Below are 14,120 nucleotides of genomic sequence, written 5' to 3' on the forward strand. Positions count from 1 at the left end.
TGGATTGTAGAAAGGAAGAATCGAACTTTGAAAACACGTGACGACATTCGTAACATTGCGATTATTGCCCACGTTGACCACGGTAAGACGACCCTGGTTAATGAAATGTTAAAGCAGTCTGACACTTTGCCGGAGCACTTCTCAATCGAAGACCGGGCGATGGATACCAACGCGATCGAACGTGAACGGGGAATTACTATTCTCTCCAAGAACACGGCCGTTAAGTATGGCAAGTACCAGATCAATATCCTGGATACTCCAGGACACGCGGACTTCGGTGGTGAAGTTGAGCGGGTGATGAAGATGGTCGATGGGGTCCTCCTGGTTGTGGATGCCTTTGAAGGAACGATGCCGCAGACCCGGTTTGTTTTACAAAAGGCCCTTGAACAACACCTTACCCCCATCGTTGTGATTAACAAGGTTGACCGGAAGGGTGCCCGTCCGGAAGAAGTTGTCGACGAAGTCCTGGACCTCTTTATCGAATTAGGGGCGGACGAAGATCAGCTGGACTTCCCAGTTGTCTACACTTCGGCAATGAACGGGACTTCTAGTTATGATTCTGATATTTCTACGCAGGAACACACGATGAAGCCGCTCTTTGACACCATCGTCAAGACGATTCCGGCACCGGTTGACAACTCCGATGAACCACTGCAATTCCAAGTGGCCATTTTGGATTACAACGACTTTGTTGGCCGGATCGGGATTGGTCGGGTTGTTCGTGGTAAGATCAAGGTCGGCGATAACGTCACCCTGCTCAAGCTGGACGGCTCGAAGAAGAACTTCCGGGTTACCAAGCTGTTTGGTTTCTTCGGACTAAAGCGGTTGGAAATTCAGGAAGCCAAGGCTGGAGACCTAATTGCGGTTTCTGGAATGGAAGACATCAACGTCGGTGAAACGGTTGCTGATTCTGACCACCCTGAAGCCCTGACACCATTGCGGATCGATCCGCCGACGTTGCAAATGACTTTCCGGACTAATGACTCACCGTTCGCGGGCCGGGAAGGAAAATTTGTCACGGCGCGGCAGTTGGAAGACCGGCTGAAGCGGGAAATGCAGACTGACGTTTCCCTGAAAGTTGAAGATACCGACGATCCGGGTGCCTGGACCGTTTCCGGTCGTGGTGAATTGCACCTGTCAATCCTGATTGAAACCTTGCGGCGGGAAGGCTACGAACTGTCCGTTTCCCGGCCACAGGTTATTTACCGGGAAATTGACGGGGTCATGAGCGAACCATTTGAAGAAGTGCAGATTGACACTCCTGATGAATACACTGGTTCCGTCATTGACAGTCTTTCCAAGCGGAAGGGTGAAATGCAAAACATGGAACCAAGTGAAAACGGCCAGACCCGGCTGATTTTCTTGGCACCATCACGGGGCTTGATTGGTTACTCAACCGAGTTTATGACCCTGACCCGGGGATACGGAATCATGAACCATACCTTTGAAAAGTACGCTCCAGTGATTAAGAACTGGAACCCAGGGCGGCAAAAGGGTACGCTTGTATCGATGAACGCCGGCAAGGCAACCACTTACGCTATGATGGGGATTGAAAGTCGTGGCCAGCTCCTGATTGACCCTGGTACGGAAGTTTACGAGGGCATGATCGTTGGTGAAAACAGCCGGGAAAATGATATTACGGTTAACATCACCAAGGGGAAGAACCTGACGAACGTGCGGGCGGCCGGTTCCGATGAAATGGCCCACATTAAGACGCCAACCCACTTCTCCCTGGAAGAGTCACTTGAATTCTTAAACGAAGATGAATACTGTGAAGTTACACCGGAAAACATTCGTTTGCGGAAGCAGATCTTGAACACCAACGCGCGGGAAAAGGCTGCTAAGCGGCGCAAGGCAGCTTCGCGGAAGTAATTGAACAGTTTACTAAAGGCCGCGGTGCGGGATGCTTGCTCTCGTGCGGGCCTTTTTTATTGTCTTTTAAAGCAATGATTAAGTCGATAATGGTATAATGGGCCTTGTATTTTACTGATAGAGTTAGGTGGCAATTATCAACATGAAAAAAATATCGATTCGACCAGTGCCGTTCCGGGCCGCCTGGCACAATCTGCGCTATTGGGACTATTACTTGCTGATCCCCTACCTGTTATTGTGCCTGACCGGGATTGTAATGGTATATTCCGCCAGTGCGGGGATTGAAATGCAAAACGGCGGTAGTCCGCGTGGCTATTTAATCAAACAGACCCTTTATGCGGTCCTGGGCTGTGGCTGTGTCTTCTTTTTTGCCAATTTGGCAATGCGGTATTTGCGAACGCGGCGTTTTCTCAAGTACTCCACCTTCATAATGTTTGGCCTGTTGGCAATTGTGCTGGTAGTCGGTCGTGCGGTTAACGGGGCTAAGGGCTGGTTATCGTTAGGGCCAATCAACATCCAGCCGGCGGAATTTTGCAAGCTTTACTTTATCCTGTACTTAGCCGACCGAATGGCCCGGGCCCGGCAGCGGGGAACCCACTTCCTCGATTCAAGTGCGGCGGTTGGCCCCCTGATGTTTGCGGCCATCTTCCTAATTTTAATCTTGCTGCAGCCAGATACCGGAGGGTTTGCAATCAACCTGGCGATTATTATTGTGATGCTGCTGGCCTGTGATTTTAAATGGGGGTACGGGATTGCCATTATCGTTGGGGGACCAACGATCCTCTACTTCCTGCTGGAAAAGGCAGTCGAGAGCGGCCTCTTCCACGGCGGCTACCGTGCCCAGCGGTTTATTGCCTTCATGAACCCGTTTGGCAACGCCAGCGGGTCGGGGAGCCAGCTGGTCAACTCCTACTACGCGATTAGTAATGGGGGAATCTTTGGCGTGGGCCTCGGCAACAGTATTCAAAAAATGGGCTACCTGCCCGAACCGAATACGGACTTTATCATGTCAATTGCCAGCGAGGAACTGGGCCTCGTCGGGGTCAGCCTCATTTTAGGACTATTGCTATGCCTGATTTGCCGGATTATCTTGGTTGGAGTGCGGAGCCGGTTACTCTACCAGACCCTGATTTGCTACGGAACGGCCACCTTTATGATGGTGGAAACCTTCTTTAACATTGGCGGGGTTCTCGGCCTGCTGCCGATCACCGGGGTGACCTTTCCCTTCATTAGTTACGGGGGCTCCAGTATGCTGGTCCTCTCCAGTGCGGTTGGAATCGTGATGAACATCAGCATTCAGCAAAACAAAGAACAGTTGCAGATGGGTCAGCCGTTCCTCTCAGCCGAAGGGAGTGGTAATTAATGTTTGAGCTAGTTTCCCGGCGGGCACTGATTGTTCGGATCAATAGCAACCGGGTGATTCGGAGCTTGCGGCGCTACGGGCTGGTGCGCTATGTTTCCCGCCATATGCACTATGTGGTGCTGTACGTCAACCAGGACGAGGTAGAAACGGTGACGGGCCAGCTAGAAAAGCTCCGGGCGGTCCGCTACGTCAAACCGTCTTATCGTCCGGACCTGGATCCGACGCTGACGGACCTTGAAATGAGCGGAGTCTACAAATTACATGATGAGGATGATAAGAAATGAGAATTGTCGCGGGTAAATTCGGTGGCCGGCGGTTGAGCGCAGTCCCCGGCATGGCAACCCGGCCCACCACGGATAAGGTTAAGGAGGCCCTATTTAATATTATCGGCCCGTACTTTGATGGTGGCACGAGCCTAGACCTTTTTGCGGGCAGTGGCGGGCTGAGCATCGAGGCCGTATCGCGGGGGATGGCCAATGCTGTCCTGATTGACCGCCAGTACCAAGCAGTCAAGACGATCAAGAAAAACATTGCGGTGACTAAGCACCCGGAGCAGTTTACGGTTTATAAAATGGACGCCCATAAGGCCCTGGGAATACTTGCCAAAAAAGGGTGCCGTTTCCAGCTGGTCTTTTTGGATCCTCCCTATGCCAAGCAGCAAATCGTCAAGGATATGGCGGCAATGGCGGAGCGGGAGTTGCTAGCGGACGGCGCCATCGTGGTTGCCGAAACTGACCAGGCGGCTCAGCTGCCGACTAGTGATTGGGAGCAGTTTAACTTTATCAAACAGCAGACCTACGGGATTACCGTATTGACTATTTATCGTTATCAAAAGGAGTTGTAACTTATGAAAGTGGCATTGTTTCCCGGGACGTTTGATCCCCTGACATTAGGACACCTGGACTTGATTAAGCGGGGGAGCGCCCTGTTTGATCAACTGGCGGTTGCGGTGATGACGAACGAAAACAAAAATCCGCTCTTTACGGTTGACGAACGGGTGGCACAAGTTAAGGAAGCGGTAAGCGGCCTCAGTAATGTTTCGGTGATCACCGCTGAGGGGTTAACCGTCAACTTGATGAATCAAATTGGTGCCGATTACCTGATGCGGGGCTTGCGGAATACGGCTGATTTTCGTTATGAACGTGATATCTCAGCGATGAACAACTTCTTAGATGACCAGTGCGAGACAATCTTCTTCCTCGCCAAGCCAGAGTACCAGCACCTTTCCAGCAGCCTCCTCAAGGAAGTAACGTCGGCTGGCGGAGATATTTCTGCCTATTTGCCGGCGAACATCAATAACGCCTTGAAGAAACGGTTGGAAGAACGTCAGCTAATGCAGGTGAAGAAAGATAATGAAAAGACAAGATAGAAAAGTAGCGCGGTGGATTGGGATTGCCCTGGCGGCAGTCCTTTTTATCGCTTGGGCCTTGCTCTGGCCGCTCAATTCATATGTTGAGGCCCCGGGAAGTGCAAGCAATCTGCGCTCCTTTGTTCAGGTCAAGGGACACCCGGATAAGGGGAAGGGGAGCTTCATGATTACCTCGGTTGCCCTTCAGCAGGCCCGGCCGGCAACCTACGTAATGGCCAAACTGGTGCCCTATATGTCGATCGAGAGCGCAGACGATGTCACCGGTGGGCAAAATAGCGCCACCTTTGACCGGGTCCAAAAGTTCTATATGCAGAGTTCAATTAACGAAGCGATTGCGGTTGCCTACCAGGCGGCCCACCAGCCGGTCAGCAAAAAGTACTTGGGCATCTACGTTTTACAGGTACAGCCCAATTCCCAGTTTAAACGGGCCCTTCAAGTCGGGGATACCATTACGAAGGTTAACGGCCGCCACTTCAACACCGCACAGGGCTACCAGAAGTATATTGGCCGCCAAAAGGTGGGGTCGCCGTTGACCGTCACTTACCAGCGCGATGGCAAGACCCGCACGACGACCCATAAGCTGGTCAAATTGACCGGAAGCCGTGCCGGAATCGGCATCATGCTGACTAATAATATGAAGGTGACGACCGAGACGCCGGTTAAGGTTAACCCCGGCCAGCTGGGGGGACCATCTGGCGGGTTGATGTTTACCCTGCAGATTTACCAGCAAATCAGCGGTCACGACCTGCAGAAGGGGCGGAAGATTGCCGGGACAGGAACGATCGATGCTGATGGGCAGGTAGGCGAGATCGGCGGAATTGACAAGAAGGTAATTGCTGCCCACCGTGCTGGGGCGACGATCTTCTTTGCGCCCTACGTCAAGCCGACAAAACTGCTTCTCAAATATGAAGAGGGGCACCAGACCAACTACCAGCTGGCTAAGAAGACGGCCAAAAAGTACGCGCCGGGAATGAAAGTTGTCCCGGTGACGAGCTTTGACCAGGCCGTGCATTACCTTGAAACAAGTAAATAGGTTCGCTAAAGTCACGATTGCCCAAAAACAATCGTGGCTTTTTTTGCGTATTTAAATAACAGGAGGGGAATTGGATGGAAAAGTTTAAGGAACTCTGGTTAATGTATCGCTATCAGATTATCGTCGGGGCGACGGTCCTTTTCGGTGGACTGCTGCTTGGCTACCATGCCATTAAACCCGCCTCCGCCCCGGAAACACCAAGCTTTTCGTCTGCTGCTGGCTCGTCGCTTGCAACCAGCGTGAGCACGGCGGGTAGTAGTCAGTCAGCGCGGGTCTGTGTCGACGTCAAGGGGGCGGTTCAAAAGCCGGGAGTATATACTTTCAAGCGTGGCGCCCGTGTCCAAGAGGCAATTCGTGCAGCGGGCGGGATCCTGCCCAATGCCGCGATGAAGGATGTAAGCCTCGCCAAGGAGCTGGCTGACCAACAGATAATCTACATCCCGACAGTGGGTGAACAAGTTGCAACGCCGGAAACGGGCAGCCCGGCGAACAGCGACGCCACAGCAGGGAAAGCGCCGGTTAACCTTAACACGGCCACCAAAGAGCAGCTGTGTCAGATTACCGGAATTGGCGATAAAAAGGCCGACTTAATATTAGAGTACCGGCAGCAGCATGGTCAGTTTAAGACCGTCGATGAGTTAATGCAGGTTTCCGGTTTTGGCGAAAAGACCGTTGCCAAGATCAAAGAGCAAGTTGCCGTCTAAATATTTGGCAGTTCATCATTATTTGCTATACTAAAGCTAACGTAAGGGAGTGATTAGATGAAAAAACGAATTGATTGGGACCAGTATTTCATGATTCAGGCGGCCCTGCTAGCATCGCGGAGCACCTGCAAGCGTCTCTCGGTCGGGGCAGTTCTGGTCCGCGATAAGCGAATTATTGCGGGCGGCTATAACGGGTCCGTTTCCGGTGACGACCACTGCATTGATGAAGGCTGCTACCTGCGCGACGGACACTGCGTTCGGACCATCCATGCCGAAATGAACGCCATCCTGCAATGCGCCCGCTTTGGAATATCGACGGATGGCGCGAGTCTTTACGTGACCGACTTTCCCTGTTTGCAATGCACAAAGAGCTTGCTCCAGGCAGGGATTAAGGAAATCAATTATATTCGCAACTACCATAATGATGACTACGCAATGAAGCTGATTAAGCTGAAGCATGTCCGCTTATGCCAAATTAATTTAGACCAAGATATTTTAGGCCAAGTCCACCTGGACCAGTACATTGATCCCCAGGTGGCCCCAGACTAAATTCGTCATTACTGGGTGTTCCCGGCGCTATTTGCCGGGCTCTTGGCAACGGTTATTACCTTTCCGCGTCCGCTCCTGTTACTGCTAACGCTGTGGATGCTGGTGCGGATTATCAGCCTTGCCCAGCCGCGAATATTGCTGGCAACGCTCCTGGTCGCCAGTATGATTGCGGGGGTGGCTGCATTTAACCACCAGTGGGCAGTTCGCCAACGGCTAACACAGGCAGCAGAAGTCCGGCAAACCTTGCTGGTAATGCCGGATGAGGTTCACGTTAATGGCAACCTGGTAACGATGACGGCGGTAGACCAACAGTCGCGGGCAAGGGAAACCGTGATGGTCAGGGCCCGGCAGCCAGCTGAATTGCAGAGGATTGAAGCGGTTGACCGGCCAGCGCTTTGGCAGGTCGCGGGGACCTTGCAGCCGCTGTTGCCAGCAACCAATGACCAGCAGTTTGATCGCCGCTTTTACTACCAGCAGCATCATATTTATAATGAGTTGCGGGTCAAGGAGGTGCAGGACCTTCGACCGCAACCCGTGCGAGGCTGGCGGGCAGGATGTCACGTGCTTCGTTACCGGCTGATTGCGTATTTTAAAACAATGCCCCAGCCACTGGGTGGTTACTGCCAGCAGCTGCTGGTTGGCGATCATGGGAGTGACAATCTAGACTTGACCCAGGCGGTCAAGCGGTTAGGAATTATTCACCTCTTCTGTATCTCGGGGATGCACATCATTTTGCTGACCAGTTTGACCCGTTTGCTGGGCGGCTACTTGTGGCTGGAACGTGAACAGCTTGATTGGATTCTGATTATTGGGTTGCCGCTTTACCTCATTATCGGCGGTGGTTCGGCTAGCTTGATCCGGGCGGTAATTATGGCTGAGGTAACACTAGGCCACCGGCTATTGAAGATGGATGCGCTTGACGGGTGGGCCATTAGTCTAATCGTCGGTTTACTGTGGAACCCCTACCTGCTATTCACCCTTGGCGGCCAGCTGAGCTACCTCCTGTCGCTACTCCTGCAGGTGATGACGGAGCGGGAAGGGGAGCTAAAACGGTGCTGGTTGCTGGGCCTGCTCAGCCTCCCCGCAATCCTCAACCGGACTTTTGAATTTCACCTCTTGAGCCTGGTGGCCAGCTATGTCATGATCCCCTTGTTTTCAGTGGTGATTTTCCCCCTGGTGATTATCAGTGCCGCGTCTTATTGGCTGCTTCCGTTACCGGGGGAGCTGGTAAATACTTTCCTATGTATTTTTCAGCGGATTCTCCACTGGCTGGCTGCCCTTCCGGGGGAGATCCACTTTGGCAAACCGCCGGGCTACTTTGCACTGCTGCTCTTTTTGGCAACCCTGTGGCTGGTTCAACGGCCCCGACCGGCACGTTACGTAGTCTTATTCTCACTGTACGCGTGCTGCTTTTTTCAAATTCACTTTCCACCATTTGGTGAAGTTGTTTTTACTGATATCGGGCAGGGGGACAGTATTATTATCCGCACCCCCTTTAACCGGCAAGTCTTGCTAATTGACACTGGTGGAAAGGTACAATTTGAGCAGCCGCGCTGGGCCCAGGTAGCGAATCACGAGGATCTTGCCCAAAAGACCAGCATTAACTACCTTAAGAGCTGTGGGCTTTCCCGCATCGATACGGTTTACTTGAGCCACCATGATGCCGACCATATCGGCTATTTGCCATCCGTGTTGGAAGCGATGACCGTAAAGCAAATTGTGGTCCCGGCCGGAATGGAAAACCAGCCGGCATTACAGAAACGGCTGGCAGCACAACAATATCAGGGGAAACTGCAAGGGGTCACTGACCGCGCGCAGCCGCCGAGCCAGCAATTGCGGGTTGTGCACCCCTTTGCTCCGGGAGCGGCGAAGAACGAAGATTCGCTGGTCCTGGCGGGGCGGTTCGGAGGGCAGGACTTCCTCTTTACCGGCGACCTTGACCGGGCTGGCGAGCTGGCGGTTGTGGCGCGGTATCCGGGACTGCGTGCAACGGTGTTAAAGCTAGGCCACCACGGTAGCAAGACCGCTAGCGATCCGCGCTTTTTGCGCCAGTTAGGTGTCAAAACAGCGATTATTTCCGCGGGCCGGTTCAACCGCTACCACCACCCGAGCGATGAGGTCGTGGCCGCGTTGAAGCAGGCCCGCATTTCGTCCCTTTCCACTCAGCAGTACGGGATGATAAAATATCATTATTATGGTAGCCATGGCTACTGGCAGACGACATTAAAGGGGGATGAACTTCGGTGGACGTTACCGAACTCGCTAAACAACTAAAAACAAAGGCGCCAGCAATGGTGTACCTGGTCCTTGGTACCCAGCAGGTGTTACAGGAGGCTGCGTTGACCGCTTTTATGTCGCTGATTCCTGAAGACCAGCGGGTCATGAACGTTGGCCGCTACGATATGGAAGTTACCCCGCTAGCAAGTGCACTTGCCGATGCGGTCTCGGCACCGTTCTTTGGCGAGCGGCGGCTGGTGGTGGTTAATAAGCCGTATTTTTTGACGAACGAAAAACGGGGCGGAAAAATCGAGCATGATTTAGCAGCGCTGACTAAGTACCTCCAACACCCAGAACCCACGACGACCCTCGTTTTCTCGGCCCCGTACGAAAAGCTTGACGGACGTAAAAAGCTCGTCAAGGAACTGAAAAAGGTTGCCGTAAATGTTAGTGCAGCCCCGCTGGATGAGCGGAGTGCTCGTCAGCAGGTTGAAAGCGGGCTGCATCAGGACGGTTTTACGATTGATGATGCCGCCTTAGAAACGCTGGTTCAGCGGACGAACGCTGATTATGGACTGATGGTCGCAAACGTTGCCAAGCTTAAGATTCTGGCTTATCAGAATAAGCAAATTACGGCCCGGATGGTTGAAGAATTGGTACCGCAGTCCTTGGATGATAATGTTTTTGATTTGGTGACGGCGGTTCTGCGCCGGGACCAGCCACGTTCACTGGCACTTTACCAGCAACTGCTTGCCAGCCAAAAGCAGCCATTACAGATTAACGCGGTGCTGGTAAGCCAGTTCCGGCTGCTGATTCAGCTAAAGGTCCTGGTTAAACACGGCTTAAGTCAGGGAAGCATTGCCAGCAAGCTAAACGTTCACCCTTACCGGGTCAAACTCGGTTTGCGGACGGTTCGCCAGTTTTCCCTTGAACGGCTCGCCAACGCCTACTTGGGACTGGTAAAAATTGAGCGCACCCTAAAGACTACCCAACGGGACCCTGAACTGCTTTTTCAGCTGTTTATGCTTCAATATACCCGGCAGAACTAATTTAAGTGATAAAAAAGTGGGAGCGTGAAAATAAAGTCATTGATGACTTCGTTTTCACGCTCCCTTTGTATGTTTGTAAGAAAGAAAAGAGGCAACTAGGATCAGTTGCCTCCTTGAACCTCATTACTTGTGGTAACGAGCTGACAGACGAGACTTATCCCGTGCTGCTTTGTTAGCCTTGATAAGGCCCTTTGAGTGGGCACGGTCAATTGCTGAAATAGCACCCTTGTATAATTCTTCAAGGTTGTCTTCACCAGCAAGCTTGGCCTTGTCGAACTTCTTGATCGCAGTCCGCATATGGCTTAATTGGGAAGCGTTCCGTGCTTCGGCCTTTGCACTAGTCTTAACACGTTCGATCGCTGATTTGATGATTGGCATGAGTTTCACCTCCGTTATCCGGTATTCAGTTGACCAGAATTTTCAACATTTGTCATTATACAAAAGACTGGCCAGCATTGCAATAGTTTCGCGATAATAGGATCTTCAGGACGGGAAAGAATTGCAAACTGAGCCAAAATACCGTATATTATTAAAGGTCACAGCTGTGGCAATGCCTCTTCCCAGTTTGACGATCCTCACCGACGTCATACTTAGAACTAGGCAGATTGAATTAATTGAAAGGTGGGAAATTGATCATGGCTCTTTCTAAAGAACGTAAGGATCAAATTATTAAGCAATTCGCAACTCATGAGGGTGACACTGGTTCTACTCAGGTTCAAGTGGCTGTATTAACTGCTGACATTAACGAACTGAACGAACACCTTCGGACGCACAAGCACGACTACCACTCACAACGTGGTTTGATGAAGAAGATTGGTCACCGGCGGAACCTCTTGGCTTACCTGCGTCGGACTGACCTTCCTGCTTATCGTGAGTTGATTAAGGAATTAGGATTACGGCGGTAATCTTATTTTTCCAAACCGGTGCCGTTTGCTTGCAACCGGCACCAAGGCTGAGAATGTTCTCAGTCTTTTTTGTTTTAAAAAATGTTTGGTTTCCATTGTGAATAGTGAATGTGGTAAGATATTAATAGCTATTTATGAACGAATAAATTCTCTGAGCGAATTAATAGCAATCCAGAGAAATCAACTTAATAAAGGAGCCAATCTAATGAGCAAAATCAAAATTATCCCATTTGGTGGGGTTCGCGAAAATGGCAAAAATATGTACGCGGTGGAAGTCGATGACCAGATTTTTATCTTGGACACCGGATTGAAGTACCCAGAAAATGAATTGATGGGGATCGACGTTGTGATTCCAGACTGGGAATACCTGCGTGAGCGCAAGGACAAAATCGTCGGGGTATTTCTGACCCATGGCCATGCCGATTCGATTGGGGCGTTGCCGTACTTCTTAATGGACTTTAACGTTCCCGTCTTCGGTAGTGAGATGACGATTGCCCTGGCAAAATTAGCGGTCAAGAAGCATAAGGAAGTTAAAAAATTCAACGACTTCCACGTGGTTGACGCAAGTACGGCGATTGATTTTAACGACGTCACCGTTTCCTTTTTCCAGACGACCCACACGATTCCAGAAACGCTGGGGGTTGTTTTGGAAACTGCAGAAGGCAACATTGTCTACACCGGTGATTTTAAGTTTGACCAAACGGCCACTAAGGGCTACCAGACTGACCTGGCACGGCTTGCTGAAATCGGTTCGCAGGGGGTACTAGCACTGCTGAGTGATTCCGCTGGTGCGGGCATCACCGGGGCCTCTTCGCGGGAAAAGGACATTGGTGAGTACATCAAGGAAACGTTTAAGTACCAAGATGGCCGGATTATTGTGGCGAGTGTTGCTTCAAACATTATGCGGGTCCAGCAAATTATTGATGCCGCCGTGGCGGTTGACCGGAAGATTGTTCTTTCCGGCAGCGATATTGAGCAAATCATCAATACGGCGATGGACCTGGGCAAGCTGAAGATGCCTAAGGATATCCTAATTAGTCTGAAGGAGGCCGACAAGCTGGACCCCCAGCAGGTGGTAATCCTGGAAACAGGGAAGATGGGGGAACCGATCAAGTCCCTTCAGCAGATTGCCAGCGGTGATAACCCAAAGATCAAACTCAGTGACCAAGACTTGGTATTCGTTACCACCACGCCTTCATACGCCCAGGAAACCGAAGTCCAAAAGACGAAGGACATCATCTACCGGACCGGGGCGGAGGTTAAGTTTATTTCCGATGACCTCAACCCGTCGGGCCACGCTAACCAAAACGACCAGCAATTAATGCTGAACTTCATGAAGCCGAAGAACTTTATCCCGATTCAGGGAGAATACCGGCTTTTGGATCGGCACGCTGAATTAGCGGAGGAGGTTGGGATTGCGCCTGACCGGATTTTCCTGACTAACAAGGGTGACGTCTTGACCTACGACCAGGGTGAGTTCCACGTTGGCGAGCACCTGGATGTCGGCAACACGATGATTGATGGCACCGGGATTGGTGACATTGGAAACATCGTTCTTCGCGACCGGCGGGTCCTGTCCGAAGACGGGATTTTCGTTGTCGTTGCCACAATTGACCGGAAAAAGAAGAAGATTGTTGCCCGTCCGCAAATCACCTCCCGGGGCTTTGTCTTTGTTAAGACCAACCACCAGCTAATGAAGCAGAGTGCTGACCTGGTGGAAAGGGTTGTTCAGGACAACCTGGACCAAAAGGAATTTGACTGGGGCCACCTGAAACAAGACGTTCGGGAAAAACTAAACCGCTTCCTCTTTGATCAAACTAAACGGCACCCGGTAATTTTACCGGTGATTATGGAAATCAACTAGCACGCCAAGAAGAAGTCAAAGGGCAAGGGCGAAGTAAAGAAGACCGATGCCGGCCATAAAAAAGAGGCTCGTCACGGCCGTGGACGGGGCCGTAAGCACCAAGCAGAAAAGAGCAAACAAAGTAACTAGTTAGTAGTGGGGCTGCTGGCAGGAATGCCGCAACCCCTTTATGTATTTAAGGAAAGTTAACATGAACAATGAACAAGAAGAACGCTACCAAAAAGCGTTGCAATTAATGACCGATGAGAAGTGGCTAGCAGCAAGCAGCCTGCTTGAAGACTTGATTAACGAGTCGCCCAGCGACGATGTGACAAAGACGCTGGTCCTGGCCCTTTACCGGGCGAAGCAGTATGCCCGGGCCTTCGTTTACTTTACGGAGCAGCCGGAGGTTTTTACGAGTGATAAGGGACATGCCCGACTAGCGGTCCACCTCCTCTTGCATAACCAATCCTATATTACGGCCCGGCTCTTCATTACGGACCTGCCGCTGGACTGGCAGGCTGAGTTTGAGGGCCTGATTGCGGAAGCTGAGCGAACTGCCGAAGAAAAATTTCAGACGACGATCCAAACCGCGCTCCGTTCCTTTTACCATTTGGGCGACTGTCCGCTCAGCGAGCAGCAGGAACGCCTCGGGGCGGCCCGCCAGTTACCGCTAACGGAGTACCTGACCGGTGCACAGTTCCTGTTGCGGGACCCGTACGCCCACCAATTAATTAAAGCCGCACTGGTGGATACGCTTCGCCAGCTGGGCATTGACCGGTTGATGGCGCTCCGCTGGCTTGACGGCCGGGAATACTCGATTAATCCGGCTAAGCTGCCGGCAATCGAAGAACTGCCGGTCGTTCAGGACTTACACCAAGCCCTGGCGGCCCGGCTGGCTAACCAGAACCCCAGCGAATACCAGCTGGCCAGCCAGGAGCTGCAGCTTCAATTAATGCTGCTGTACCCATTGATTGAAGATAAGGTGATCGACGCCGACGGCTGGATCGATTGCCTGGTTGGTCAGATTCAGGGGGAGCAGGTGAGTGGGCAGCCGGCAATTTTAGCCACCCAGCGTCAATTAAATCGGGTAATTGATGATTTAGGCGAAAAACCTTAGTATTATTATTTACAAATGCGGTCAGAGTTGATATGATATTTAAGAATTCTTCTTCAAGCCTTTGATATAAAAGCTTTCAATTGGCGAAAAGAAGTA

Annotated in this window: 14 protein-coding genes; 13 read left to right on the plus strand and 1 reads right to left on the minus strand. The window is 51.5% G+C overall.

Going from position 1 to position 14,120, the window contains the following annotated elements:
- Positions 1 to 27: 27 nt before the first annotated feature.
- From typA to holA, 10 genes are all read left to right on the plus strand, one after another.
- Positions 28 to 1,872, plus strand: a complete 1,845-nt coding sequence (gene typA, locus HMPREF0494_RS00420) for a translational GTPase TypA (RefSeq protein WP_040458604.1) — start codon at positions 28 to 30, stop codon at positions 1,870 to 1,872.
- 142 nt (positions 1,873 to 2,014) lie between these two features.
- Complete coding sequence (locus HMPREF0494_RS00425; RefSeq protein WP_007122918.1) at positions 2,015 to 3,235, plus strand: FtsW/RodA/SpoVE family cell cycle protein; 1,221 nt, start codon at positions 2,015 to 2,017, stop codon at positions 3,233 to 3,235.
- A complete protein-coding gene (locus HMPREF0494_RS00430) occupies positions 3,235 to 3,519 on the plus strand; it encodes a YlbG family protein (RefSeq protein WP_007122919.1) in 285 nt (94 codons plus the stop codon). Before HMPREF0494_RS00425 ends, HMPREF0494_RS00430 begins: the two co-directional genes overlap by 1 nt.
- Entirely contained in the window at positions 3,516 to 4,079 is a 564-nt protein-coding gene (gene rsmD / locus HMPREF0494_RS00435; RefSeq protein ID WP_007122920.1) for a 16S rRNA (guanine(966)-N(2))-methyltransferase RsmD, read from the plus strand. The genes HMPREF0494_RS00430 and rsmD overlap by 4 nt, the downstream gene beginning before the upstream one ends.
- 3 nt (positions 4,080 to 4,082) lie before the next feature.
- Positions 4,083 to 4,604, plus strand: a complete 522-nt coding sequence (coaD, locus tag HMPREF0494_RS00440) for a pantetheine-phosphate adenylyltransferase (RefSeq protein WP_007122921.1) — start codon at positions 4,083 to 4,085, stop codon at positions 4,602 to 4,604.
- Positions 4,588 to 5,637 carry a SepM family pheromone-processing serine protease gene (locus tag HMPREF0494_RS00445; protein WP_007122922.1) on the plus strand — a complete coding sequence of 350 codons (1,050 nt, stop codon included), beginning with the start codon at positions 4,588 to 4,590 and terminating at the stop codon, positions 5,635 to 5,637. Before coaD ends, HMPREF0494_RS00445 begins: the two co-directional genes overlap by 17 nt.
- A gap of 74 nt (positions 5,638 to 5,711) precedes the next feature.
- Complete coding sequence (locus HMPREF0494_RS00450; RefSeq protein WP_007122923.1) at positions 5,712 to 6,341, plus strand: helix-hairpin-helix domain-containing protein; 630 nt, start codon at positions 5,712 to 5,714, stop codon at positions 6,339 to 6,341.
- 57 nt (positions 6,342 to 6,398) lie between these two features.
- Entirely contained in the window at positions 6,399 to 6,890 is a 492-nt protein-coding gene (locus HMPREF0494_RS00455; RefSeq protein WP_007122924.1) for a ComE operon protein 2, read from the plus strand.
- Positions 6,891 to 6,932: 42 nt separating this feature from the next.
- Positions 6,933 to 9,164 (plus strand): DNA internalization-related competence protein ComEC/Rec2, encoded by a 2,232-nt coding sequence (locus HMPREF0494_RS00460; protein WP_148466451.1) that lies wholly within the window; start codon positions 6,933 to 6,935, stop codon positions 9,162 to 9,164.
- Positions 9,134 to 10,156: a DNA polymerase III subunit delta gene (gene holA / locus HMPREF0494_RS00465; protein WP_007122926.1), complete on the plus strand. Its 1,023-nt coding sequence runs from the start codon at positions 9,134 to 9,136 to the stop codon at positions 10,154 to 10,156. The genes HMPREF0494_RS00460 and holA overlap by 31 nt, the downstream gene beginning before the upstream one ends.
- Before the next feature lie 123 nt (positions 10,157 to 10,279).
- Here holA and rpsT read toward each other — a convergent pair whose 3' ends face one another.
- The gene (gene rpsT, locus HMPREF0494_RS00470; protein ID WP_007122927.1) at positions 10,280 to 10,534 is read right to left on the minus strand and encodes a 30S ribosomal protein S20; all 255 of its coding nucleotides are present in this window, start codon (positions 10,532 to 10,534) and stop codon (positions 10,280 to 10,282) included.
- A gap of 257 nt (positions 10,535 to 10,791) precedes the next feature.
- Between rpsT and rpsO the strand changes: the two genes are divergently transcribed.
- From rpsO to HMPREF0494_RS00485, 3 genes are all read left to right on the plus strand, one after another.
- Positions 10,792 to 11,061: a 30S ribosomal protein S15 gene (rpsO, locus tag HMPREF0494_RS00475; RefSeq protein WP_003711721.1), complete on the plus strand. Its 270-nt coding sequence runs from the start codon at positions 10,792 to 10,794 to the stop codon at positions 11,059 to 11,061.
- Between the two features lie 205 nt (positions 11,062 to 11,266).
- The gene (locus HMPREF0494_RS00480) at positions 11,267 to 12,925 is read left to right on the plus strand and encodes a ribonuclease J (RefSeq protein WP_220093935.1); all 1,659 of its coding nucleotides are present in this window, start codon (positions 11,267 to 11,269) and stop codon (positions 12,923 to 12,925) included.
- Between the two features lie 190 nt (positions 12,926 to 13,115).
- The gene (locus HMPREF0494_RS00485; RefSeq protein WP_040458605.1) at positions 13,116 to 14,024 is read left to right on the plus strand and encodes a hypothetical protein; all 909 of its coding nucleotides are present in this window, start codon (positions 13,116 to 13,118) and stop codon (positions 14,022 to 14,024) included.
- The last annotated feature ends 96 nt before the right edge of the window (positions 14,025 to 14,120 follow it).

This window comes from Limosilactobacillus antri DSM 16041, from assembly GCF_000160835.1.
Taxonomy (GTDB): domain Bacteria; phylum Bacillota; class Bacilli; order Lactobacillales; family Lactobacillaceae; genus Limosilactobacillus; species Limosilactobacillus antri.

Bases quoted from the DNA above. Each gene is read 5' to 3' on its own strand.
- HMPREF0494_RS00425 (WP_007122918.1), top strand. From the start codon at position 2,015: ATGAAAAAAATATCGATTCGACCAGTGCCGTTCCGGGCCGCCTGGCAC.
- HMPREF0494_RS00430 (WP_007122919.1), top strand. From the start codon at position 3,235: ATGTTTGAGCTAGTTTCCCGGCGGGCACTGATTGTTCGGATCAATAGC.
- rsmD (WP_007122920.1), top strand. From the start codon at position 3,516: ATGAGAATTGTCGCGGGTAAATTCGGTGGCCGGCGGTTGAGCGCAGTC.
- coaD (WP_007122921.1), top strand. From the start codon at position 4,083: ATGAAAGTGGCATTGTTTCCCGGGACGTTTGATCCCCTGACATTAGGA.
- HMPREF0494_RS00445 (WP_007122922.1), top strand. From the start codon at position 4,588: ATGAAAAGACAAGATAGAAAAGTAGCGCGGTGGATTGGGATTGCCCTG.
- HMPREF0494_RS00450 (WP_007122923.1), top strand. From the start codon at position 5,712: ATGGAAAAGTTTAAGGAACTCTGGTTAATGTATCGCTATCAGATTATC.
- HMPREF0494_RS00455 (WP_007122924.1), top strand. From the start codon at position 6,399: ATGAAAAAACGAATTGATTGGGACCAGTATTTCATGATTCAGGCGGCC.
- rpsT (WP_007122927.1), bottom strand. From the start codon at position 10,534: ATGCCAATCATCAAATCAGCGATCGAACGTGTTAAGACTAGTGCAAAG.
- rpsO (WP_003711721.1), top strand. From the start codon at position 10,792: ATGGCTCTTTCTAAAGAACGTAAGGATCAAATTATTAAGCAATTCGCA.
- HMPREF0494_RS00480 (WP_220093935.1), top strand. From the start codon at position 11,267: ATGAGCAAAATCAAAATTATCCCATTTGGTGGGGTTCGCGAAAATGGC.
- HMPREF0494_RS00485 (WP_040458605.1), top strand. From the start codon at position 13,116: ATGAACAATGAACAAGAAGAACGCTACCAAAAAGCGTTGCAATTAATG.